Source organism: Streptomyces sp. NPDC058457 (assembly GCF_042720695.1).
Taxonomy (GTDB): Bacteria; Actinomycetota; Actinomycetes; order Streptomycetales; family Streptomycetaceae; genus Streptomyces.
Map to the genome: position 1 here is coordinate 1 of NZ_JBHXLU010000027.1, position 21,696 is coordinate 21,696.

21 protein-coding genes and 1 pseudogene are annotated in these 21,696 nt (G+C 70.2%); 10 read left to right on the forward strand and 12 right to left on the reverse strand.

Annotated elements, in window-relative coordinates; translation table 11 throughout:
• Nucleotides 1–91 precede the first annotated feature (91 nt).
• The 4 genes from ACFWPS_RS22090 to ACFWPS_RS22105 all read right to left on the reverse strand — a co-directional run bounded on the left by ACFWPS_RS22090 (nucleotide 92) and on the right by ACFWPS_RS22105 (nucleotide 3,460).
• Nucleotides 92–445 (reverse strand): DUF952 domain-containing protein, encoded by a 354-nt coding sequence (locus ACFWPS_RS22090; protein WP_383707619.1) that lies wholly within the window; start codon nucleotides 443–445, stop codon nucleotides 92–94.
• Between the two features lie 9 nt (nucleotides 446–454).
• Nucleotides 455–664, reverse strand: a complete 210-nt coding sequence (locus ACFWPS_RS22095; RefSeq protein WP_383707621.1) for a hypothetical protein — start codon at nucleotides 662–664, stop codon at nucleotides 455–457.
• Nucleotides 665–839: 175 nt separating this feature from the next.
• Nucleotides 840–1,940 carry a family 2 encapsulin nanocompartment cargo protein polyprenyl transferase gene (locus ACFWPS_RS22100; RefSeq protein ID WP_383707623.1) on the reverse strand — a complete coding sequence of 367 codons (1,101 nt, stop codon included), beginning with the start codon at nucleotides 1,938–1,940 and terminating at the stop codon, nucleotides 840–842.
• Between the two features lie 113 nt (nucleotides 1,941–2,053).
• Complete coding sequence (locus tag ACFWPS_RS22105; RefSeq protein ID WP_383707625.1) at nucleotides 2,054–3,460, reverse strand: family 2B encapsulin nanocompartment shell protein; 1,407 nt, start codon at nucleotides 3,458–3,460, stop codon at nucleotides 2,054–2,056.
• Between the two features lie 318 nt (nucleotides 3,461–3,778).
• Between ACFWPS_RS22105 and ACFWPS_RS22110 the strand changes: the two genes are divergently transcribed.
• Nucleotides 3,779–4,369 (forward strand): N-acetylmuramoyl-L-alanine amidase, encoded by a 591-nt coding sequence (locus ACFWPS_RS22110; protein ID WP_383707627.1) that lies wholly within the window; start codon nucleotides 3,779–3,781, stop codon nucleotides 4,367–4,369.
• A gap of 33 nt (nucleotides 4,370–4,402) precedes the next feature.
• The gene (locus tag ACFWPS_RS22115; protein WP_383707629.1) at nucleotides 4,403–5,284 is read left to right on the forward strand and encodes a 1-aminocyclopropane-1-carboxylate deaminase/D-cysteine desulfhydrase; all 882 of its coding nucleotides are present in this window, start codon (nucleotides 4,403–4,405) and stop codon (nucleotides 5,282–5,284) included.
• Here ACFWPS_RS22115 and ACFWPS_RS22120 read toward each other — a convergent pair whose 3' ends face one another.
• Nucleotides 5,285–6,004: a tetratricopeptide repeat protein gene (locus tag ACFWPS_RS22120; protein ID WP_383707631.1), complete on the reverse strand. Its 720-nt coding sequence runs from the start codon at nucleotides 6,002–6,004 to the stop codon at nucleotides 5,285–5,287. It abuts the gene before it with no gap.
• 263 nt (nucleotides 6,005–6,267) lie between these two features.
• Here ACFWPS_RS22120 and ACFWPS_RS22125 point away from each other — a divergent pair.
• A pseudogene (locus ACFWPS_RS22125) lies at nucleotides 6,268–6,882 on the forward strand (transposase); the annotation flags it as partial.
• 10 nt (nucleotides 6,883–6,892) lie between these two features.
• Here ACFWPS_RS22125 and ACFWPS_RS22130 read toward each other — a convergent pair.
• Entirely contained in the window at nucleotides 6,893–8,488 is a 1,596-nt protein-coding gene (locus ACFWPS_RS22130; protein WP_383707633.1) for a Na+/H+ antiporter, read from the reverse strand.
• A 61-nt stretch (nucleotides 8,489–8,549) separates the two neighbouring features.
• Between ACFWPS_RS22130 and ACFWPS_RS22135 the strand changes: the two genes are divergently transcribed.
• The 3 genes from ACFWPS_RS22135 (at nucleotide 8,550) to ACFWPS_RS22145 (ending at nucleotide 10,605) form a co-directional block, all read left to right on the forward strand.
• Complete coding sequence (locus ACFWPS_RS22135) at nucleotides 8,550–8,810, forward strand: UBP-type zinc finger domain-containing protein (protein ID WP_383707784.1); 261 nt, start codon at nucleotides 8,550–8,552, stop codon at nucleotides 8,808–8,810.
• Between the two features lie 272 nt (nucleotides 8,811–9,082).
• Nucleotides 9,083–9,496, forward strand: a complete 414-nt coding sequence (locus tag ACFWPS_RS22140; protein ID WP_004925829.1) for an anti-sigma regulatory factor — start codon at nucleotides 9,083–9,085, stop codon at nucleotides 9,494–9,496.
• The gene (locus ACFWPS_RS22145) at nucleotides 9,493–10,605 is read left to right on the forward strand and encodes an RNA polymerase sigma factor SigF (RefSeq protein ID WP_383707635.1); all 1,113 of its coding nucleotides are present in this window, start codon (nucleotides 9,493–9,495) and stop codon (nucleotides 10,603–10,605) included. The genes ACFWPS_RS22140 and ACFWPS_RS22145 overlap by 4 nt, the downstream gene beginning before the upstream one ends.
• Nucleotides 10,606–10,717: 112 nt before the next feature.
• On the opposite strand, the gene ACFWPS_RS22150 is transcribed toward ACFWPS_RS22145, so the two are convergent.
• A complete protein-coding gene (locus ACFWPS_RS22150; RefSeq protein WP_383707637.1) occupies nucleotides 10,718–11,161 on the reverse strand; it encodes a hypothetical protein in 444 nt (147 codons plus the stop codon).
• Nucleotides 11,162–11,298: 137 nt separating this feature from the next.
• Here ACFWPS_RS22150 and ACFWPS_RS22155 point away from each other — a divergent pair, with 137 nt between their 5' ends.
• Entirely contained in the window at nucleotides 11,299–12,267 is a 969-nt protein-coding gene (locus tag ACFWPS_RS22155; protein WP_383707639.1) for a diacylglycerol/lipid kinase family protein, read from the forward strand.
• Between the two features lie 320 nt (nucleotides 12,268–12,587).
• Complete coding sequence (locus tag ACFWPS_RS22160; RefSeq protein WP_010353616.1) at nucleotides 12,588–12,845, forward strand: WhiB family transcriptional regulator; 258 nt, start codon at nucleotides 12,588–12,590, stop codon at nucleotides 12,843–12,845.
• Between the two features lie 182 nt (nucleotides 12,846–13,027).
• Here ACFWPS_RS22160 and ACFWPS_RS22165 read toward each other — a convergent pair whose 3' ends face one another.
• On the reverse strand, nucleotides 13,028–14,503 hold the full coding sequence (locus ACFWPS_RS22165) for a sensor histidine kinase (protein WP_383707641.1): 1,476 nt from the start codon (nucleotides 14,501–14,503) through the stop codon (nucleotides 13,028–13,030).
• 621 nt (nucleotides 14,504–15,124) lie between these two features.
• On the opposite strand from ACFWPS_RS22165, the gene nagB reads away from it, so the two are divergent.
• Together nagB and ACFWPS_RS22175 are read left to right on the forward strand one after the other, a co-directional pair.
• Entirely contained in the window at nucleotides 15,125–15,910 is a 786-nt protein-coding gene (gene nagB / locus ACFWPS_RS22170; RefSeq protein WP_383707643.1) for a glucosamine-6-phosphate deaminase, read from the forward strand.
• 119 nt (nucleotides 15,911–16,029) lie between these two features.
• Nucleotides 16,030–16,566, forward strand: coding sequence for a GNAT family N-acetyltransferase (locus ACFWPS_RS22175; RefSeq protein WP_383707645.1), 537 nt, complete (start codon nucleotides 16,030–16,032; stop codon nucleotides 16,564–16,566).
• 36 nt (nucleotides 16,567–16,602) lie between these two features.
• Here ACFWPS_RS22175 and ACFWPS_RS22180 read toward each other — a convergent pair whose 3' ends face one another.
• The 4 genes from ACFWPS_RS22180 to ACFWPS_RS22195 all read right to left on the reverse strand — a co-directional run bounded on the left by ACFWPS_RS22180 (nucleotide 16,603) and on the right by ACFWPS_RS22195 (nucleotide 21,429).
• Nucleotides 16,603–18,093 carry a glycoside hydrolase family 3 protein gene (locus ACFWPS_RS22180; protein ID WP_383707647.1) on the reverse strand — a complete coding sequence of 497 codons (1,491 nt, stop codon included), beginning with the start codon at nucleotides 18,091–18,093 and terminating at the stop codon, nucleotides 16,603–16,605.
• A gap of 9 nt (nucleotides 18,094–18,102) precedes the next feature.
• A complete protein-coding gene (locus tag ACFWPS_RS22185) occupies nucleotides 18,103–18,945 on the reverse strand; it encodes a carbohydrate ABC transporter permease (protein WP_383707649.1) in 843 nt (280 codons plus the stop codon).
• Nucleotides 18,942–19,916, reverse strand: coding sequence for a carbohydrate ABC transporter permease (locus tag ACFWPS_RS22190; RefSeq protein WP_383707651.1), 975 nt, complete (start codon nucleotides 19,914–19,916; stop codon nucleotides 18,942–18,944). Before ACFWPS_RS22190 ends, ACFWPS_RS22185 begins: the two co-directional genes overlap by 4 nt.
• 226 nt (nucleotides 19,917–20,142) lie before the next feature.
• The gene (locus tag ACFWPS_RS22195) at nucleotides 20,143–21,429 is read right to left on the reverse strand and encodes an extracellular solute-binding protein (protein WP_383707653.1); all 1,287 of its coding nucleotides are present in this window, start codon (nucleotides 21,427–21,429) and stop codon (nucleotides 20,143–20,145) included.
• Nucleotides 21,430–21,696: the final 267 nt, after the last annotated feature.

The window sequence follows — 21,696 nt, forward strand, 5'->3', positions numbered from 1 at the left end:
GCGTCCGTGAGCTCGTGTCGCCGCACCATATGGGCCTCCTGCCCGGCAACCCACGAGATCCACCAGCCCACCAAGAGCCATCAGAAACGGCCTAGGCGCCGGGAGCCGGGGGCTGGACCCAGGGCTCCACGTCCACCACGGCCGTGGCCGGTATCGGTCCGTACACGTGCGGGAACTCCTCGCCGCCCGGCTCCGGCGCCTCCCACTTCACCGGGACGCCGACCCGGGCCGGGTCCACGACCAGGACCACCAGCTCGTCCGGGCCGTCGTAGGAGCCGTACAGGAAGGCCGCCACGCGCGGGAGCTGGTCGCGGGTGGAGCAGTGGATGAAGCCCTCCTCCCGGAGGGTGCGGCCGCGGGTGGACATCTCGTAGCCGCCCCGCGCGCGGGCCTCCTCCCACAGGGAGCGTTCGGTGATGTGCAGGATGTTCGGGAGTCCGGTCATGCGCACACGCTACGGTCTCCGCCCGGCCGACCCGGGCGGCGGGGGCCGGGGCGGTGACGCCTCCTGCGGGCCCGGCGGGCCGGTGTGCTCGCCGCAGTGGGGGTTGCGGCAGGGACCGGGTCCCCAGACCGGAACCCAGGCTCCCAGGGTCTTGTGCCGCCGCACCACGCGCTCGACAGCCTGTCCGCAGACCGGACAGACCTGGTCCTGGCTGTCCATGCCCCCAGCGTAGGCCTGGCCCGGCAACCGCGCCCGCCGCCCGGCGGGAATCGGCAGCCCCGGAGGGATGCGGCGGGCCCCGCGCACCGTGGGGATGCGCGGGACCCGTCGGGCCGGAGCCCCCGGAGAACCGTGCGGGGTCAGGAGCCGCGCGGTCCCGGGGACTCCGGGGTCTTCACCTGCTGCGCCGGGTCACGAACTCGGCGAGCGCGAGCAGCCCGCCGGCCCCCTCCGGATCGGGCACGGCACGGGCGAGCTCCTGCATCGCCCGTGCCATCCGGTCGGCCGCCTCGGACTGCGCCCAGTCACGGCCGCCCGCCCGCTCCACAGCCAGTGCGGTACGCGCGATCTCGTCGGCGTCGGCCCGCACATGCGGCTTGGCGTACAGCTCGGCGAGTTCGGCGGCGGCCGGGGTGCCGGAGGTGAGGGCCGCGACGACCGGCAGGGACTTCTTGCGGGCGGCCAGGTCCGCGCCGGCCGGCTTGCCGGTGCGCCGTGGATCACCCCATATCCCGATGACGTCGTCGATCAGCTGGAAGGCCAGCCCGGCCTGACGGCCGAAGCCGTCGAGCGCCGCCACCTCCGCCGCTTCCGCCCCCGCGTACAGCGCGCCCAGGGCGCAGGCACAGCCGAGCAGTGCCCCGGTCTTGGCCTCGGCCATGGTGAGCACCTCGTCGAGGGTGACCTCGTCGGGCGCCCGGTCCTCCATGGCCGTGTCCGTGTGCTGTCCCGCGCACAGTTCGAGGACGCAGTCCGCGAGCCGGGCGGCGGCCGTCCCGGACGCCGGGTGCGGGTCCTCGGCGAGCAGCCTGAGGGCCAGCGCCTGGAGGGCGTCCCCGGCGAGGATCGCGTCGGCGTCGCCGAACACGGTCCACGCGGTGGGCTGGTGCCTGCGGGAGGTGTCCCGGTCCATGACGTCGTCGTGCAGCAGCGTGAAGTTGTGCACCAGCTCCACGGCGGCCGCGGCCCGTACGGCGGCCGCGCGGGCCGCCGGTCCGCCGAGCGCGTCGGCGGCGGCGAGGACCAGCGCGGGCCTGATGGCCTTGCCCGCGTTGCCGTCCGCCGGGGTGCCGTCCGCGTGCTCCCAGCCGAAGTGGTAGCGCGCGATCCGCCCCATCGACACGGGCAACGACGCCACGGCGGTGCGCAGTTCGGGGTCGACGGACGCCCGGACCCGCTCCAGGATCGCCGTCGCCTCGGACCCGTCGAGCGGTTCCGGACTCCCCGACGGCAGCTGCGTGGCACGCTGCTGCCGCTCCGTCACGAACTCGGCCATGGCCTCCCCTTCGCGGAGTGCGCGTACCGTGGCGTCTCCGCCCCGGCTCGGCACGTACCCCGAGGGTGTACCCGCCCCGGAGGGCGGGAACACGGCCACCAAGTGCGGAAACGTCACCTCCAGCGGCCGATCTCGACGTTCTCCAGCACACCGAGGGCGTCCGGAACCAGAACGGCGGCCGAGTAGTAGGCCGTGACCAGGTAACTGATGATCGCCTGCTCGTTGATGCCCATGAAGCGGACCGAGAGGCTCGGCTCGATCTCGTCGGGGATCCCGGACTGCCTCAGGCCGATGACGCCCTGGTCGTTCTCACCGGTACGCATGGCGATGATCGAGGTGGTCCGGGCCTCGGTGACCGGGATCTTGTTGCACGGGTAGATCGGTACTCCGCGCCAGGTCGGGATGCGGTTGCCACCGATCTCGACGGTCTCCGGGACCAGCCCGCGCTTGTTGAGCTCACGGCCGAAGGCGGAGATCGCGCGCGGGTGGGCGAGGAAGAGCTTGGTGCCGCGCCGACGGCTGAGCAGCTCGTCCATGTCGTCCGGGCTGGGCACGCCGTCGTGCGGCTGCAGCCGCTGGTCGTACTCGCAGTTGCTGAGCAGGCCGAACTCCCGGTTGTTGATGAGCTCGTGCTCCTGGCGTTCCTTCAACGCCTCGACGGTGAGCCGCAGCTGATGCTCGGTCTGGTTCATCGGCTGGTTGTAGAGGTCGGCCACGCGGGTGTGGATGCGCAGCACGGTCTGGGCGATGCTCAGTTCGTACTCACGCGGCCGGGCCTCGTAGTCGACGAAGGTGTGCGGGATGTCGGGTTCGCCGCTGTGGCCGGCCGCGAGGGCGACCTCCTTCTCGCCGTACTTGTTGGTGCGCTGCTCGGGGATCGCGCGCAGCTGCTGAAGGTGCTCGCGCAGCGAGTCGGCGCGCTCGGCGACCTGCTCGAAGTCCTGCCGGGACAGGGTCAGCACGGTGCATGCCGTGTCCGCGCGGGCGGTGTACTCCCAGATGGCGTCCGGGTCCAGCAGGCCCTGCTCGCCGAAGTAGGCGCCGTCGGCGAGGACACCGAGCACCGCGTCGTCGCCGTAGGGGCCGGTGCCGATCTTCTCGACGCGGCCGTGGGCCAGCAGATGGACCTCGTCCGCCCCGTTGCCGAACGAGGCGATGACCTCGCCCGGGGCGAAGTCGCGCTGCCGGCAGCGCTGGGCCAGCTCTGCCAGTACCTCGTCGTCCTCGTACGACCGCAGGACGGGCAGCTCGCCCAGCTCCGCGGGGATGACCTCGACGCGGTCGCCGGTCTTCAGGAAGGTGATACGGCCGTCGCCGACCGTGTAGGTGAGTCGCCGGTTCACCCGGTACGTGCCGCCCTGGACATCGACCCAGGGCAGCGTCCGCAGCAGCCAGCGGGAACTGATCTCCTGCATCTGTGGCGCGGACTTGGTCGTGGTGGCCAGGTTCCGCGCTGCCGCCGTGTCCAGAGACTGCTGCGGCTTGCCCTGATCCGTGCGGACCTCTTCGCCTACCGACATAAGGAAATGCCCTCCCATACCTGCGCGGGCGCCGAACTGCCCACGCATCGGTCTCACGGGTCACCCTTTCATCACGGAGCGTGCCTGGACCATTACCCGAAAGAGCGGGAATAGATCATCGGACTACTGGGCATGCCGACACATCCCGCCATCGAACACCCCTCGATATGGCGACTTGTCCGGATCGACTCGCACGAGATCCGAACATGTTCGAGCGAGGCTGGCCCGGAAAGCCCGACTTCTGTAGAAAGCCCAGAAGATCTGGAAGATCCAGATAGTTCAGGTAGGTCAGACAGTTCGGATGCGAAGGAGGCGGTCATGGCCCCACCCATGTCCGCGAGCACTTTCCTCGACGTGCTGCGGGACGAGGGCGTCACGGTCGTCCAGGTCGGCGACTGGAGAGAACACAACCGGAACCACAAGGGCCCCTGGGGGCCCGTCCACGGCGTGATGATCCACCACACGGTGACCCACGGCGCCGAGCGCACGGTCCGGATCTGCTACGACGGCCGCCCCGACCTCCCCGGACCGCTGTGCCACGGCGTCGTCACCAAGGACGGCACGGTCCACCTCGTCGGCTACGGCCGCGCCAACCACGCGGGCCCGGGCGACGACGACGTGCTGCGCGCGGTGATCGCCGAGAAGGCCCTGCCCCCCGACAACGAGGCGAACACCGACGGCAACCGGCACTTCTACGGCTTCGAGTGCGAGAACCTGGGCGACGGCGAGGACCCCTGGCCCGAGGCCCAGCTGGAGGCGATCGAGAAGGTGGCCGCGGCGGTGTGCCGGCAGCACGGCTGGTCGGAGCGGTCGGTGATCGGGCACCTGGAGTGGCAACCGGGAAAGGTGGACCCGCGCGGCTTCTCGATGGCCTGGCTGCGCGAGCGCGTCCGGGACCGGCTGAAGTGAGTCCGCACGGCCGCCCCGGGCGACAATGACGACGTGACCAGCGCCGACATACTCGCCCCCCGGCTCCCCTCCCCGCTCCAGGAGGTGACCGACGACCGGTTCGCCCGCCACGGGGTCCGCCTCCTGCTCAAGCGGGACGACCTGATCCACCCGGAGCTGATCGGCAACAAGTGGCGGAAGCTGGTCCCCAACATCGAGGCGGCGGCCGGCCGTCCGCTCGTCACGTTCGGCGGGGCGTACTCCAACCACCTGCGCGCCACGGCCGCCGCGGGCCGTCTCCTCGGCTTCCCGACGGTGGGTGTGGTGCGGGGCGAGGAACTGGCCGGCCGGCCGCTGAATCCCTCGCTGGCGCGGTGTGCGGCCGACGGGATGCGGCTGCACTTCGTCGACAGGCCGGCGTACCGGCGCAAGGCCGAGCCGGACGTGCTGGCCGGTCTGCTGCGGGCGGCGGGGGCCGAGGGCGCGTACGTGGTGCCGGAGGGCGGCAGCAACGCGGCCGCGGTACGCGGCTGCCGGGACCTCGGCACGGAACTGCGGGGGCGCGCCGACGTGGTGGCGATCGCCTGCGGGACCGGGGGCACCCTGGCCGGGCTGGCGGCCGGACTGGGGGCGGGACAGCGGGCGTTGGGGGTGCCGGTGCTGAGGGGCGGGTTCCTGGCGGGGGAGATACGGCGGTTGCAGGAGGAGGCGTTCGGGGGGCGGCGCGGACAGTGGTCGCTCGACGAGCGGTTCCACTTCGGCGGGTACGGGCGTACGGCACCGGAACTCGACGCCTTCGCGGAGGACTTCGAGGAGCGGCACGGGGTGCGGGTGGAACGCCTGTATGTCGCCAAGCTGCTGTACGGGCTGGCCGAGCTGGCGCGGGAGGGCGGCCTGGGGCGGGGTGTGGACGTGGTGGCGGTGCTGACGGCCTGATCAGCGGGCGGGCCTGGGCGCGAGGAGTTTCTGGTGCTTCTGGGCCTGGCGCTTCCTGTTCATCGCCGTGTAGGTCCCGACCAGGGCGCGGATCGTGTTCTGGATGTCGGGCAGGTCGGTCCCGCGGTGCAGCCGCTGCCGCTTCAGGGTGGCCTGGAGCAACTGGGCCGCCGCGGGATAGGCGCGCTGGGCGTGCAGGGTCATGGCGAGGCTGGTGGCCGCGGCGAGGGTGTCGGGATGGTCGCCGCCCAGCGTGCGGCGGGACCGGGCGAACGTGTCCTCGTCCAGGCGGCGGGCCTCGGCGAGCTCGCCGCGCTCGCGCAGGATGCCGACCAGGGTGAGGACCGTGGCGAGGGTGGCGGGGTGGTCCTCGCCCAGCACCACACGGCGCCGCTCGTAGGTGTCCGCGGCCAGGCGCCGGGATTCGTCGCGCAGGTTGGCGGCGAGAGCTCCCACCACCAGGAGGGTGTGCGGATGGTCGACCCCCAGCACCCGGCGCAGGTGGGTCACGGTGTCCTCGTTGATGCGGCGGGCCTCGGCGTAGCGGCCGGACAGGGTGAGCGCGGTCCCCCGGTGGCCGGCGGACTGCAGCGTGTCGGGGTGGTCCTCGCCGAGGACGCGGCGCCGGCGGTCGAAGGCGTCCTCGCTGATGCGCTCCGCCTCTTCGCGCTCGCCGCCTCCCGCAGTGCGTCCAGGGCGGCCGGTTCCGCCCTGGCCCATGCGCGGTCGGCGCCCGCGTAGCTGATGAAGAACCGCTGCGCGTGCGCGTCGGTGTCGGTCATCGATCCCCCGGGCCACCCTGTCCCCACGTTCCGGCCGCGTCGCTCCGATGATCCCCCGTCGGACCGGCGGCAGGGGGTTGTGAGCAGCTGGTGATCGACGTTGATTGAACGCGTTCTGGCGTGCATGAGTGAGTCTTGGCGGCGCTGGCAGGTGTGCTCTGGGCGGGGAACGTGCATTCTTGCGTCGAATGCGTGACCTTCACCGCCCAGCACCGTGACGCCCAGGTCCGGCACGCCCTGATCCGGCTGCTGCACTGGGCCAGCCGCCACCGTCTCGCCATCGCCGTCGAGGACCTCGACTTCACCGCGGAGAAGACCCGGGAGAAGCACGGCCGCAGGAAGCGGTTCCGCAAGCTCATCTCCGGCCTGCCCGTCAGCAGGCTGCGGGCCCGGCTCGTCGGCATGGCGGCCGAACTCGGCATCCCCGTCATCGCCGTCGACCCCGCCCACACCTCCCGGTGGGGCGCCCAGCACTGGCAGAAACCCCTCACCACCACTACTCGTAAGACCACTCGCCACGACGCAGCTGCCGTGGCGATCGGAAGGCGCGCCCTGGGACACCCGATCCGGCGTCGGACGGCACCGCCCCGCACCCACCAGAGCGATGGGTGCGGGCATCGGACCGTCCAGGCCGGACCAGGCACCCCAGGACGTGAGGGACACCGCCCCCGCATCCCCGGACCACGGACACGATCCGTGCCGCCCGGACGCGGAGCGAACGCGGTCGACCAGAACGCCCACCACCGTCCGGGGCGTTCGGCTGAGCACGAATCCTGGCAACAGGACTCACTCCCGCTCAGTCTCCAGGAACGGTGAACGCGCCGACTCACCCGGCCTCCCGGTACGCGGCGGCCTCCTCCAGGTCCAGCCGGCGCAGCAGGGTGCGCAGCATCTCGTCGTCGATGTAGCGGTGGTCGCGGAGCCGGACGAAGACCGTGCGTTCGGCGCTGATCATCTCGCTGGAGAGGCGGCGGTAGGTGTCGTCGACCGACTCGCCGGTGACGGGGTTGGTCTGGCCGAGGCGTTCCCAGACGGCGTTGCGACGGCGCTCCAGGACCGTGCGGAGGCGGTCGGCGAGCGGTGGCGGGAGTTCGTTGCGGTCGTCGGTGAGGAGTTCGTCGAGGCGGGCCTCGGCCGAGCGGGAGGCCTGGGCCTGGGCGTTGGCCTCGGCGAGGGTCTCGGCCTGCGGGTCGCGGCCGGGGAAGTTCAGCCGGCGGATCAGCGGGGGCAGGGTCAGGCCCTGCACGACCAGTGTGCCGATCACCGTGGTGAAGGTCAGGAACAGGATCAGGTTGCGGTGCGGGAAGGCGCCGCCGCCGTGCACGGTGACCGGGATCGAGAAGGCGATGGCCAGGGAGACCACCCCGCGCATCCCGGCCCAGGAGGTCACCATCGCACCCCTCCAGGTGGGGTTCGACTCCCGTTCCCGGATCCGCGCGGACAGGATCCGGGGCACGAAGGTCCCCGGGTACACCCAGGCGAAACGGGCCGCGACCACCACCAGGAAGACGGCCACCGCGTACCAGGCGGCCTCCGCGCCCGCGTACTGCCCGAGTCCCCTGAGGACGATCGGCAACTGCAGGCCGATCAGGGCGAAGACCGCCGACTCCAGGATGAAGGCGACCATCTTCCAGACCGCCTCCTCCTGGAGGCGGGTGGCGAAGTCGACCTCCCACGCGCGGTGGCCGAGGTAGAGGGCGACGACCACGACGGCGAGGACGCCGGAGGCGTGGAACTGCTCGGCGACGCCGTAGGCGACGAAGGGGATCAGCAGGGAGAGGGTGTTCTGGAGCAGCGGCTCCTTCAGGTGGGTGCGCAGCCAGTGCAGCGGCGCCATCAGGATCAGGCCGACGCCCACCCCGCCAACCGCCGCGAGCAGGAACTCCTCGATGCCGCCGACCCAGGTGGCGCCCTCGCCGACGGCCGCCGCGAGGGCGACCTTGTAGGCGGTGATCGCGGTGGCGTCGTTCAGCAGCGACTCGCCCTGGAGGATCGTCGTGATCCGGGACGGCAGGCCCACCCGCCGCGCGACCGCCGTCGCCGCCACCGCGTCCGGCGGGGCCACCACCGCGCCCAGCACCAGGGCGGCCGGCAGCGGCATGCCCGGGACGATCAGGTAGACCGCCCAGCCGACCACGACGGTCGCGAAGAGCACGTATCCGACCGAGAGCAGCGCGACCGGCCGCATCTGGGCACGCAGGTCGAGATAGGAACTGTCGGACGCCGAGGTGTAGAGGAGCGGGGGCAGCAGCAGCGGCAGGACGACCTCGGGGTCGAGGGTGTAGTCCGGGATGCCGGGGATGTACGACACCACCAGCCCGACGGCCACCAGGAGCAGGGGCGCCGGCACCGGAGTGCGCCGGGCCGCCGCCGCGATCGCGGCGCTCCCCGCCACCAGCAACAGCAGTGGCATCACATCCATGATCTTCGCCCGCCCTCGTTTTTCGCGCGGCCACCCGCACACCCGTCGTAATCTGGCAATCATGAAACAGTGCACGCACCGCGACGCGCTGCCGCACCCGGAACCCGACCCGCTGAACGAGACGTGCCCGGAGTGTCTCGCCAAGGGGTGGCATCCGGTACAGCTGCGGCTCTGTCTGACCTGTGGCCATGTCGCCTGTTGCGACTCGTCGCCGGGAAGACATGCCACAGGCCACCACGAATCGTCCGGCCACCCCATAATGCGGACGTTCGAGCCCGGCGAGGACTGGCGCTGGTGCTTCGTCGACCACGTGCTCGTGTGACACTGCACTACGGCTGCTGAAGACCACAGCGCCGACGGTTCGACGGTTCGACGCCGGGGTACGTCAACCCGGCGCGCGCTCTTCCCAATTGGGCAAGGCAGACCCCTAGACACGGAGCGTATCCACAGGTTTACTGTGAGTGACGCCAGGGGGTTGGGGTCCCGGGGACAGAAAAGTTCGGAGCGCGGTAGCGTCACCGCTGAACAACGTTGTGCGTTACCCCGAGGGGCGACCCTCGGCCCCGAAAAGCTTGTACCACCATGGAGGTGAGGGTGTCCCAGATCGCAGGCGAGCCCGCGACCCAGGACTTCGTGGAAGTCCGGCTGCCGGCTGCGGGTGCCTACCTGTCGGTGCTGCGCACGGCCACGGCCGGTCTCGCCGCCCGCTTGGACTTCACCCTGGACGAAATCGAGGATCTGCGCATCGCGGTTGACGAGGCCTGCGCGATCCTGCTCCAGCAGGCTGTTCCCGGCTCGGTGCTCAGCTGTGTCTTCCGCCTCGTCGACGACTCGCTGGAGGTCACGGTCTCCGCCCCGACCACGGACGGCCACGCCCCCTCGCGCGACACTTTCGCCTGGACCGTGCTCTCGGCCCTGGCGGGCAAGGTCTCGTCGGCCGTCGACGAGGACAAGACCGTGTCGATCAGCCTCTACAAACAGCGCGGCGCGGGACCCGGGCCGGCGTGAGGAACGGGGACGGGCCGGTGCGGGACGAAGAGCGCGGCACACGGGAGCTGCCGGCCGGGGACGAAGGCCCCGAGGCCGGCTCCCGCCGCATGGCTGACGGCATCGACGGCATCCCGGAACAGGCCAGGCCGCACCCGGAGGACGCCTCCGCGCAGGTCGGTCTGGAGGGTGCCGTGCAGAGCGCGCCCCCGGAAGGTCGGAACGGGGTCGCGGCCCCGCACCGAGCCGGGGCGAAGGCTCGTGGAAGGGCGACGGGCGGGACGATGAGCGAGCACGAGCGATACGCCGAGGACCAGGCGCTGGCCGCGGAGGTGGTGCAGGCGACCCAGCACGAGCCTCGGGAGCGCAGCGAACCTCAGGACCGCAGCGGCGCGCGTGCCCTGTTCGTCGAGCTGCGCGGGCTGAAGGACGGCAGCGCCGAGTACGCGGAGCTGCGCAATCGGCTGGTCCGTATGCATCTGCCGCTCGTGGAGCACCTCGCGCGCCGGTTCCGCAACCGCGGCGAGCCGCTCGACGACCTCACCCAGGTCGCCACCATCGGCCTGATCAAGTCGGTGGACCGGTTCGACCCGGACCGGGGCGTGGAGTTCTCGACGTACGCCACCCCGACCGTGGTCGGCGAGATCAAGCGCCACTTCCGCGACAAGGGCTGGGCGGTCCGCGTCCCGCGCCGGCTCCAGGAGCTGCGCCTCGCGCTCACCACCGCCACGGCGGAGCTGTCCCAGCAGCACGGCCGCTCCCCCACGGTCCACGAGCTGGCCGAGAAGCTCGCGATCTCGGAGGAGGAGGTCCTGGAGGGCCTGGAGTCGGCCAACGCCTACTCCACGCTGTCCCTGGACGTCCCCGACACCGACGACGAGTCGCCTGCGGTCGCCGACACCCTCGGCGCGGAGGACGAGGCCCTGGAGGGCGTCGAGTACCGCGAGTCCCTCAAGCCCCTGCTGGAAGACCTCCCGCCCCGAGAGAAGCGGATCCTTCTCCTCCGCTTCTTCGGCAACATGACCCAGTCCCAGATCGCCCAGGAGGTCGGCATCAGCCAGATGCACGTCTCACGGCTGCTGGCGAGGACCCTGGCTCAGCTCCGGGAGAAGTTGCTGGTGGAGGAGTAGGCCCCGCAGCCCTTCTAGGCGCCCCGAACGGAAGCGCCCCGTCAGGGGCGCGGGGCTGTATCAATTTACGGCTCCGCCGCGCGGGCGCGACCAGCCCCCACCGGCCAGCAGGTCAGCTACGACCCGGCCCTTTGATCCCAAGGGCCTGGGTGGTAGCAGAGTTCACCAGCAACACCAGCGAAGCCACAGACACCACCGCCAGCACGATCCCCACCGGAATCGCCAGGCTGTCGGCCTGCAGCAGGTTGTACGCCACCGGCAGCGCCATGATCTGCGTGATCACCGCCGGCCCCCGGCTCCAGCTCTTCCGCAGCAGCAGCCCCCGCGCAGCGATCAGCGGCAGCAGCGCCAGCACGATCAGGGTGACACCCCCGGTGATCGCCTGCCCCCGGTCGTCCGGATCCCCGGTGACCCCGAGCACGGCCAGCCAGACCCCGCCGACGACCAGCGCGAGCCCTTCCAGCCCGGCCAGCGCGGCGGCATACGTCAGCCGTCGCGGACGGGGTCCGTCGATTGCGTCGGCCTTCTCGGCCGTAGGCACATGCTCACTGCTCACGCCGGAAAGGGTAGCCCTCGGCCCCGCGGCGGAACCCGCGCCCCTCGCACCCGAGTGTTGAGACTCACGCCCCTATCTCTTACCGGATCCCTAACTCGGTCTGGGCCCGGTACTTTCCAGTAGGTACGCTGCAATCCATGCGTGCACTTCTCGTGGTCAATCCGGCGGCAACCACCACAAGCGCACGTAGGCGCGACGTCCTCATCCACGCGCTCGCGAGCGAAGTGAAGCTGGAAGCGGTCACCACCGAGTACCGCGGCCACGCCCGCGACCTGGCGCGGCTCGCGGCGGAGAGCGAGGACATCGACCTCGTCGTGGCGCTCGGCGGCGACGGCACGGTCAACGAGGTGGTCAACGGTCTGCTCCACAACGGCCCCGACCCGGACCGGCTGCCCGGCCTCGCGGTGGTCCCCGGCGGCTCCACCAACGTCTTCGCCCGCGCCCTCGGCCTGCCCAACGACCCGGTCGAGGCCACCGGCGACCTGCTGGACGCGCTGCGCGAGAAACGCGAGCGCCTGGTCGGCCTCGGTCTGACCGCCGGCACCCCCGGCACCGAGGACGAGGCGGTCCCGGCCCGCTGGTTCACCTTCAACGCGGGACTCGGCTTCGACGCGGGCGTGGTCGGCAGGGTCGAGCAGCAGCGCGAGCTCGGCAAGAAGTCGACGCACGCGTTGTACGTACGGCAGGTGGTCCGGCAATTCCTCGGCGAACAGCACCGCCGGCACGGAACGATCACACTGGAGCGGGCCGGCGCCGACCCGATCACGGATCTTGTCGTGGCGATAGTCTGCAACACCTCGCCCTGGACGTATCTCGGCAATCGCCCGATGTACACGTCGCCTAAGGCCTCGTTCGATAAAGGCATCGACGTACTCGGTCTCAGCCGCCTGTCGACCGCCGCGGCTGCCCGTTATGGCACGCAGTTGCTCACTTCGTCCCCCGAGCGCGGACCCCATGGCAGGCATGCGGTGTCGCTGCACGACCTGGACCAGTTCACCTTGCATTCGAAGGTCCCCCTCCCCCTTCAGATGGACGGCGACCACCTAGGACTGCGTACGAGCGTGACGTTCACAGGCGTACGCAGTGCACTGCGTGTGATTGTGTGAGCGGAACGGGCCAAAGTCCTTTCACTCGAACGTTTAGGCCAGGATCCACCCCATGGAAGTACGGCTGTGACCCAGTCGACACCGAGGAATCAAAAAAAACTTTCCGGAAGGGGTTGTATCCGTCGCTGAGGTTTGCGAGGCTCTACGTGGCGATCGGGACGGCCCGCAAGACCGGCCTCCACTGATCACCGGAATCCCACTTCAACTCACAGGACCCCTGCCAGGGAACCTGGCGGTCGGCCCTTCACTTGTTGAGGGATTCGTGAAAGCGTTCACATTCACAAGCAACGTGCATGTAATACCAAGGAGAGGTAGCAGCCATGGACTGGCGTCACAACGCCGTTTGCCGCGAGGAAGACCCCGAGCTCTTCTTCCCCATCGGCAACACCGGTCCTGCGCTGCTGCAGATCGAGGAAGCCAAGGCCGTCTGCCGTCGCTGCCCCGTTATGGATCAGTGTCTGCAGTGGGCGCTCGAGTCCGGTCAGGACTCCGGCGTCTGGGGTGGTCTCAGCGAGGACGAGCGTCGCGCGATGAAGCGCCGTGCCGCCCGCAACCGGGCCCGTCAGGCCACCGCCTGACAGTCCCACCCCTGGTGACAGCCTGAGCTTGGCGGCGCGTACAGCGAGTACGCATCTCCCGCCCCCGAGCCGCAGCGCGCAGTACCCCCGATGCGCTTAGAGAACGAGCAGCAACGAGCGAGCAGCCCCGGACCCACCAGGTCCGGGGCTCTTTGCTGTGCACGACACCGCTTCGGGACGGACTACTTCTGCGCCCGCACCGGCAGGTCGAGGATCACCCGGGTCCCCCGCTCCGGTGCCGGCACCATGTCGAACGTGCCGCCCAACTCGCCCTCCACCAGCGTCCGTACGATCTGCAGGCCGAGGTTGCCTGAGCGGTGCGGGTCGAAGCCCTCGGGCAGGCCGACGCCGTCGTCCTGGACGGTGACGAGGAGCCGGGACTCCTTGGTGGTGCCGCCGCGGACCGCCGTGACCTCGACGGTGCCGGTGTCGCCCTCGCGGAAGCCGTGTTCGAGGGCGTTCTGCAGGATTTCGGTGAGAACCATCGACAGCGGGGTGGCGACCTCGGCATCGAGTATCCCGAAGCGGCCGGTGCGCCGGCCGGTGACCTTCCCGGGCGAGATCTCGGCGACCATGGCGAGCACCCGGTCCGCGATCTCGTCGAACTCCACCCGCTCGTCCAGGTTCTGAGACAGCGTCTCATGCACGATGGCGATGGAGCCGACCCGCCGTACGGCCTCCTCCAGGGCCTCCCGGCCGCGGTCCGACTCGATGCGCCGGGCCTGGAGGCGCAACAGCGCGGCGACCGTCTGGAGGTTGTTCTTCACCCGGTGGTGGATCTCCCGGATGGTCGCGTCCTTGGTGATCAACTCCCGCTCCCGGCGCCGCAGTTCGGTGACGTCCCGGAGCAGTACCAGGGCACCGATCCGGGTGCCCTTGGGTTTGAGCGGGATGGCCCGGAACTGGATGACGCCGTCGTCGGACTCGATCTCGAACTCGCGCGGCGCCCAGCCGCTGGCGAGTTTGGTGAGCGCCTCGTCCACCGGCCCCTTGGTCGGGGCGAGTTCGGCGGTGGTCTGGCCCAGGTGGTGGCCGAGCAGGTCGGCGGCGAGGCCGAGGCGGTGGTAGGCGGAGAGGGCGTTCGGGGAGGCGTACTGGACGATGCCGTCGCCGTCCACCCGGATCAGGCCGTCGCCGACGCGCGGTGAGGCGTCCATGTCGACCTGCTGGTTCGGGAAGGGAAACGATCCGGCAGCGATCATCTGCGCCAGGTCGGAGGCGCTCTGGAGGTAGGTGAGCTCCAGGCGGCTCGGGGTGCGCACGGTCAGCAGGTTGGTGTTGCGGGCGATGACCCCGAGGACCCGGCCCTCGCGCCGCACCGGGATGGACTCGACCCGTACGGGGACCTCTTCGCGCCACTCCGGGTCGCCCTCGCGGACGATGCGGCCCTCGTCATGGGCGATGTCCAGCATGGGCCGGCGGCCGCGCGGGACCAGGTGGCCGACCATGTCGTCCTGGTAGGAGGTGGGGCCGGTGTTGGGGCGCATCTGTGCCACCGAGACGTACCGGGTGCCGTCCCGGGTGGGGACCCACAGGACCAGGTCGGCGAAGGAGAGGTCGGAGAGCAGCTGCCACTCCGAGACCAGCAGATGGAGCCACTCGAGGTCGGAGTCGTCGAGGGCGGTGTGCTGGCGGACCAGTTCGTTCATGGAGGGCACGTCTGTGAGCGTACCTGGCGGTATGTGGATGGCCGAAAAACAGCGGGTCCGGGGGAGACAGGGGCCCGGAAACACCCGCGGGCCGCGGCGCCTGGGAGGGACCCTCAACCCTCCCGGCACCGCAGCCCGGAGCAGCAACGGCCACGGGGTGTGCGGTCCCGATCGGCCGAAGGTGAGGATCCGGGGCAGTCAGGGCAGAGAGCTCCGGTTCCTCGGTCCGCCTTCCTGTGCGGGGAAGACGGAAGAGTGCGACTGTGCCGTACGGCTGATGCCGTACTCGTTCAGCCCTCGTACGCAATTGTGGACTAGACCACGGTGTGTGTCCATGCGTTGGAGACTGTTCACAGTTGATGCGGTCGCAGCCTAGCCCGCCGGGATGAGCCGTGGGGGCGGATGGCCAGGGCAATTTTCCCCGACCCGGGGAGGGGGCCGCGGCGGGCCGCGGAAATTTTCCTTAATTCACCCCATCTGACGTATTCACGTAACCTCGCACTTGTCCCCTTTCCCTGCGCCCGGCCCGCGGGGACAGGGACCGGTTCTGTTAGATTGGTCCCATCAGATTGGTCTAAACCACATAGACGTTCCAGACCCTCCAGCCCTCTTCAGAACGGCAGGCCCAGCGTGGAAGTTGTCATCGTTCCGGACGCCGCCGCGGGTGGCGAGCTGATCGCCGAGGCCATGGCCCAGCTGCTCCGGCACAAGCCGGACGCGCTGCTCGGGGTGGCCACGGGCTCGACCCCGCTGCCCATCTACCAGGCGCTCACCGCCAAGGTCCGGGCCGGTGCCGTGGACACCTCGCGGGCGCGCATAGCCCAGCTCGACGAGTACGTGGGGCTGCCGGCCGAGCATCCGGAGTCGTACCGGTCGGTGCTGCGGCGCGAGGTGCTGGAGCCGCTCGGGATCGGGATGGGCGCGTTCCTCGGCCCCGACGGCGCGGCGGAGGACGTACAGGCCGCCTGCAGGGCCTACGACGCGGAGCTGACCCGGGCAGGCGGCGTGGACCTGCAGTTGCTGGGGATCGGGACCGACGGGCACATCGGCTTCAACGAGCCGTGCTCCTCGCTGGCCTCGCGGACCCGGATCAAGACGCTGACCGAGCAGACCCGGGTCGACAACGCGCGGTTCTTCGACGGGGACATCGCGCAGGTGCCGCACCACGTCATCACCCAGGGGATCGGGACGATCCTGGAGGCGCGGCATCTGGTGCTGCTGGCCACGGGTGAGGGGAAGGCCGACGCGGTCGCGGCGACGGTGGAGGGGCCGGTCGCCGCGGTGTGCCCGGCGTCGGCGCTGCAGTTGCATCCGCATGCCACGGTGGTCGTGGACGAGGGTGCCGCGTCGAAGCTGAAGTTCGCGGACTACTTCCGGTACACCTTTTCCAACAAGCCTGGGTGGCAGGGGATTTAGCGGATTCGTCTGCCAGGTTCGGTTCGATTCGGACTGACGGGTTGTGGTGGGTTGCTCGCGCAGTTCCCCGCGCCCCTTTGGGGCGCGGGAGCGCGGGGGCGTCAGATAGGTTGCCCGGCATGACTGTGTTAGGGACCGACGTCTGGCCGGCCGCCCCGATCAAGACCGAGCGGCTCGTGCTGCGTGAGTCCGAGGCCCGGGATCGTGCGGTGGTCATCGAGCTGAACGCCTCGCCGGAGGTGGGCACCTATCTCGGTGGCCCTCGGCCGCGTGCCGAGCTCGAACGCACGGTGCCCGAGGTGCCCGGGCGGCGCCCCGGCTTCTTCGTGGTCGAGCTCGACGGAGCGGCGATCGGCACGGTCCTGCTCGACCCTCAGACCCCCGAGACTCCGGTGCACCGCCGGGAGGCCGGGGAGACCCACCTCGGCTACCTGTTCCTGCCGGACGCGTGGGGACACGGGTACGCCGGCGAGGCATGCGCAGCCGCACTCGACTGGTTTTCCGGTGTGCTTCCCGGTGAGTCGGTGGTGCTCTACACCCAGACCGCCAACGTCCGCTCGATGCGCCTCGCGGCGAAACTCGGCTTCACCGAGCTGGAGCGGTTCGAGGCGTACGGCGCCGAGCAGTGGTTCGGGGTGTGGTCATCGGCCCGGTGACACTGCCCGGCAGACGACCACACCCCGTGGGATGCGCTACGCGGTCACGCCCGCGATGACCTCGGCCGCCGCCACGCCGCACACCCTCGCCGCGCCGTGTGTCGCGATGTGCAGGGCGCCCCGGGGCGCGGCCTGGGGCAGGCCCATCTCCACCACGATCGTGTCGGGCCGGGCCTTGAGCAGGATGTCCAGGGCCCTGGACATCCAGGGGTGCCGGTGTTCGTCGCGTACCACCGCGACGATACGGCGCTCCCCCGCCGCCACGATCGCCGCGTGGCCCGCGTCCTCGCCCGCGAAGCTGCCGGTCTCGGTGCCGGGCAGCAGGCGGGTCAGCTCGGCGGACACGCCCCACGGGGTCTCCGTGCCCACCGCGATGTTGGTCTCGGGGGTGAGGGAGGCGACGAAGAGCGGCTCGGCCGGTGATGTGCAGGGGTCGACGCGCGTCACATGTAGCGCGCGGCGGGCGGCGACGAGGCCGATGTCCGTGAGGGCGGGGTCCGGATGGGCCGCTTCCACCGTGGCCGTCCAGGTCGCCAGCGCCCGCACCCGCTGCGCCGCGTCCGCCAGGCGCTCCTCGGGAAGTTCGCCGGAGCGGACCGCCGCGACCAGGGCGTCGCGCAGCCGTCGTACCGTCTCGTCGTCCGAGAGGCCGCCGCCCACGCAGATCGCGTCGGCTCCGGCGGCGAGCGCCAGGACGGTGCCGTGTTCGATGCCGTAGGTCCCGGCGATGGCCTGCATCTCGATGCCGTCGGTGACGATCAGGCCGTCGTAGCCGAGTTCGCCGCGGAGCAGTTCGGTGAGGACGCGGTGGGACAGCGTTCCGGGCCGGTTCGGGTCCAGGGCGGGGACCAGGATGTGCGCGCTCATCACGGCGCGGGTGCCGGCCGCGATGGCGGCGCGGAAGGGGACCAGCTCGCGGGCGCGCAGGACGTCGGCGGTCACGTCGATGCGGGGCACGGCGAGGTGGGAGTCGACGGCGGTGTCGCCGTGGCCCGGGAAGTGCTTGGTGCAGGCCGCCACCCCGGCTCCCTGGAGGCCGGTGACGTAGGCCGCCGTGTGGCGGGCGACCAGGTCCTGGTCGGCGCCGAAGGAGCGGACGCCGATGACCGGGTTGGCGGAGTTGGAGTTCACGTCCGCGACCGGAGCCCAGCTGAAGTTCACCCCGCAGGCGGCGAGGCGGCGGCCCAGTTCCAGGGCGACCTGCCGGGTCAGCTCCGGGTCGTCGACGGCACCGAGGGCGTTGTTGCCGGGGAAGGAGGAACCGGTGCGCACCTCGAGTCGGGTGACGTCACCGCCCTCCTCGTCGATCGCCACCAGGACGTCGTCCCGCTCGGCGCGCAACTGGGCGGTGAGGGCCGAGAGTTGCTCGGCCGAGATGATGTTGCGGCCGAACACGCCCACGGAGGCGAGGCCTTCGCCGAGCCGGCGCAGCAGCCAGTCGGGGGCGGTGGTGCCGGTGAAGCCCGGCTGGAGGACGGTCAGCGCGTCGCGCGTGAGTGTGTCCGTACCGCTGGCGAATGTCGTCATCGGATGGGGTTATCCCTTCACGGCGCCCGCGGTGAGGCCCGCGGCCATCTTGCGCTGGACGAGGAGGAACAGGGCGACGATCGGCACGGCGAGCATGGTGGCGCCGGCCATCATCGGGGCGTATTCGGTGCCGTGCAGCGTGGTGAAGTTGGCCAGCCAGACGGTTGCCGTCTGGTGGTCCTGGCTGAGCAGCATCAGGGCGTAGAGGTACTCGTTCCAGGCCTGGATGAAGCCGTAGACCGAGGTGGCGACGAGGCCGGGGGCGAGCAGCGGGAAGACCACCCGGACGAAGGCGCCGGTGCGGGAGCAGCCGTCGACCATGGCGGCCTCCTCCAGCTCCTTCGGGATGTTGACGATGAAGCCGCGCAGGGTCCACACCGTGAACGGCAGGATGAACGTCAGGTAGGTGATGATCAGGCCGCTGAGCTTGTCGTACTGGTCCAGGTCGTTGAGGAGCAGGAAGACCGGGATGATCATGGCGACCAGCGGGATCATCTGGACCGCGAGGATGCCGACGATCACGACCTTGCGACCGCGGAAGGCGAACCGGGAGATGGCCAGGGCGGCCAGCAGTCCGATGACCATGCCGATCACCACGACGGAGAGGGACACGATCAGGCTGCGGCCGACCGGGCCCCAGAAGTCGGCGATGTCCAGGGCGCGGCTGAAGTTGGACAGGGTGATGCCGGTGGGCAGCAGGCTCGGGTCCGGGTCGATGGCGTCCTTCGCGGGCTTGAACGCCGTGTTCAGCATCCAGTAGACCGGGAAGCCCGCGACGAGGAACACGAGGAGGCCGAGGAGGTTCCAGCCGGCCTTCGACTTCCTGCGGCCGGGGGTGGTGACGGTGCTCATTCGACCTCTCCGATCTTCAGCATCTGGCGCATGTACACGGCGACGACGCCGAGCAGGAGGACCACGGTGAGCAGGGCGATCGCGGAGCCCTGGCCGTAGTCGTTGACGACGAAGGCGCGGTCGTAGGACCAGGTGGTCAGCAGCTGGAACTCGGCCTCGGGGTGGCCGCCGCGCATCACGAAGACCTGCGGGAAGACGCCCATGTCCCAGATGACCGAGAGCGTCGTGAGCATCACGATGACCGGCTTGAGGATGGGCAGCGTGACGTAGCGGAAGACGCTCCAGGAGCCGGCGCCGTCGAGACGGGCGGCCTCCTCCAGCTCCATGGGAACCTGGGTGAGTCCGGCGCTGAGCGTGATGACCACGAAGGGGACCGCTCCCCAGACCACCAGGAGCATGATCACCGCGAGCCCCTCGGGCCCGCTGGCGAACCAGTTGTGGCCGACCATCTCGACCCCGGGGAGCTTGCTGAGCAGGGCGTTGAGGACGCCGTAGTCGGAGTCGAAGAGCCACTTGAAGACCGTGGTGGCGACGATGACCGGCATGCCCCAGCTGGCCACCAGCGCGATGTTGACCAGCGTCTTCACCCAGCCGGAGACGCGTTGCAGCAGTAGGGCGATGAGCATCCCGACGACCATGGTGAAGATGACGCAGCCGGCCGCGAAGACGATCGTGCGCACCACGACCTGCCAGAACTCGCTGTCGCCGAGCACCTTGGAGAAGTTCCCGAACCCGATCCACTCGGCCGGCTTGAACCCCCACAGCTGGGACTGCCCGAAGTCCTGGAAGGAGAGGGTGACCAGCCGGTAGAGGGGGTAGCCGAGGACGAGCGCCAGGATCAGCAGGCAGGGGGCGAGCAGCAGCCAGGGGACGGCGGGGCCGCCCGAGCGCCGGTTCGCACGTGGTCTTTGCGGGGAGTCCGGTGGAGGTGCCGGCACCTTGGCGGGTGTGGTCGTATCAACGGCACTCATCGTGCGCTCCTCAAACAGATCGAGAGAGGCCCGCAGCAACGCGCCCCTTCAGGGGGCGCGCCCCGCACCCCGTCAGGGGGCGCACCTCGCGCCCCGTCAGGGGCGCGGGGAACTGCGCGACCAGCCACAACGAACCGGCACCAACCCACCAACCCATCGCGGCACCTTCTGACATCACCCACCTGCCGGACCTGACCCCCCGTCGGCCAGGCCCGGCCGCAGGCCGTTACGCGTTGTTGATGACCTTGTCGATCGCCGCGTCGGCCTCCTTGGCCGCCGCCTCGACGCTCTCCTTGCCGGTGCCGATGTTCTGCAGCATCGTCTGCAGCACCTGGGCCTTCTCGACCTGGCCCCAGCCCGGCGCCATCGGCACGAACCAGTTGGACTCGGCCGCCTCGGCCGGCACCGCGGTCGCCGGGTCGTCCTTCAGCGTGGCGAGGTCGGTCTTGTTGTTGGGCAGGTTGCCCTTGGCCATCAGGCCCTTCTGGCCGGAGGGGCCGGTGAACGCGTTGATCCACTCGGCGGCGACGGCCTGCGCCTTGGACTTCACCGGAATGGCGAGGTCGGAGCCGCCCAGGAAGACCGGCATGTTCTTGCCGGACGGGCCGGGCATCACGAAGTTGACGAGGTCGTCCTTCAGCTTGCCGCCGGTCTTGTCGTTCTTCGGGTCGGCCGCGGTCGCGCCCTCCCAGGCGGCACCGAAGATCATGGCCGACTTGCCCTGGCCGTAGACGATGTAGCGGTCGGACTCGTCCTTGGTCTTGTCACCGTGCATGTACTTGTCGATGACGCTCTTGAACTCGGTGAGGCCCTTGATGGACTCGGCCGACTCAAGGTTGCCCTGCCACTTGCCGCCGTTCTCCACCGCGATGGAGCCGCCGGCGTCGTAGACGAAGGACATGGCCGCGTACCAGTCACGGGTGGGCTGGTACCAGGCGCTGAACTTGTCGCCTTCCTTCTTCTGGATCTTGTCCAGGTCGGCGGTCAGCTCGGTGTAGGTCTTCGGCGTGGTCTTGATGCCGGCCGAGGCGGCGATGTCCTTGCGCCAGTTGGCGACGCGGCCACCGGCGTAGTACGGCACGCCGTAGGTCTTGCCGCTGTAGGTCACCGAGGCCTTGAGGCCGTCGAGCCACTGGGCGGAGTTGGTGAACTGGGAGGCGTCGACGGGGGCGAAGGCCCCCTTGACCATGTAGCTGAGCATCTCGGTGTTGCCCATCTCGACCACGTCGGGGGCCTTGTCCGTGGCGAGGACGGCGTCCAGCTTGGTGTTCTTGTCGGGCCAGCCGTAGTACTCGTGCTTGATCTTGATGCCGGGGTGCTTCTTCTCCACGGCGGCGTCGGCGGCCTTCACCAGGTCGGGCCAGTTGTTCTGCGCGTCCACCGTGAGCCAGACGGTCAGCGCCTTGGCGTCCGAGCCCTGGGCCTTGTTGTCGTCCTTGTTGTCACTGCCACACGCCGCGACCGAGAAGACCATGCCCGCGATACCAATCGCGGCTATCAGCTTGCGCTTCACGCCACCCTCCTCAGGGATGCCACAAACCCCCCTGCCTCCCCGCACGAGCGTTGGGCCGGGACCTGGACCAATGGTGTAGACCAGTGCGGGAAGCTTGGCCCAGACCAGTAGGCCTGTCAAGGGTGGTCGAATGAGCTCCGACCAGCCGTTATGCGACCTACATATGCAGGAACCTTTAAGTAAGAACCCCTCGAAAACCCGAAGCGCGGACGAGACAATTCCGGTAGACCACTCCAGCGATGGACTAGACCAGAAGGGCCCGCGACG

Coding starts and splice junctions, on each gene's coding strand:
- ACFWPS_RS22090 (WP_383707619.1), bottom strand. CDS start 445: ATGACCGGACTCCCGAACATCCTGCACATCACCGAACGCTCCCTGTGG.
- ACFWPS_RS22095 (WP_383707621.1), bottom strand. CDS start 664: ATGGACAGCCAGGACCAGGTCTGTCCGGTCTGCGGACAGGCTGTCGAG.
- ACFWPS_RS22100 (WP_383707623.1), bottom strand. CDS start 1,940: ATGGCCGAGTTCGTGACGGAGCGGCAGCAGCGTGCCACGCAGCTGCCG.
- ACFWPS_RS22105 (WP_383707625.1), bottom strand. CDS start 3,460: ATGTCGGTAGGCGAAGAGGTCCGCACGGATCAGGGCAAGCCGCAGCAG.
- ACFWPS_RS22110 (WP_383707627.1), top strand. CDS start 3,779: ATGGCCCCACCCATGTCCGCGAGCACTTTCCTCGACGTGCTGCGGGAC.
- ACFWPS_RS22120 (WP_383707631.1), bottom strand. CDS start 6,004: ATGGGCCAGGGCGGAACCGGCCGCCCTGGACGCACTGCGGGAGGCGGC.
- ACFWPS_RS22130 (WP_383707633.1), bottom strand. CDS start 8,488: ATGGATGTGATGCCACTGCTGTTGCTGGTGGCGGGGAGCGCCGCGATC.
- ACFWPS_RS22135 (WP_383707784.1), top strand. CDS start 8,550: ATGAAACAGTGCACGCACCGCGACGCGCTGCCGCACCCGGAACCCGAC.
- ACFWPS_RS22155 (WP_383707639.1), top strand. CDS start 11,299: ATGCGTGCACTTCTCGTGGTCAATCCGGCGGCAACCACCACAAGCGCA.
- ACFWPS_RS22160 (WP_010353616.1), top strand. CDS start 12,588: ATGGACTGGCGTCACAACGCCGTTTGCCGCGAGGAAGACCCCGAGCTC.
- ACFWPS_RS22175 (WP_383707645.1), top strand. CDS start 16,030: ATGACTGTGTTAGGGACCGACGTCTGGCCGGCCGCCCCGATCAAGACC.
- ACFWPS_RS22180 (WP_383707647.1), bottom strand. CDS start 18,093: ATGACGACATTCGCCAGCGGTACGGACACACTCACGCGCGACGCGCTG.
- ACFWPS_RS22185 (WP_383707649.1), bottom strand. CDS start 18,945: ATGAGCACCGTCACCACCCCCGGCCGCAGGAAGTCGAAGGCCGGCTGG.
- ACFWPS_RS22190 (WP_383707651.1), bottom strand. CDS start 19,916: ATGAGTGCCGTTGATACGACCACACCCGCCAAGGTGCCGGCACCTCCA.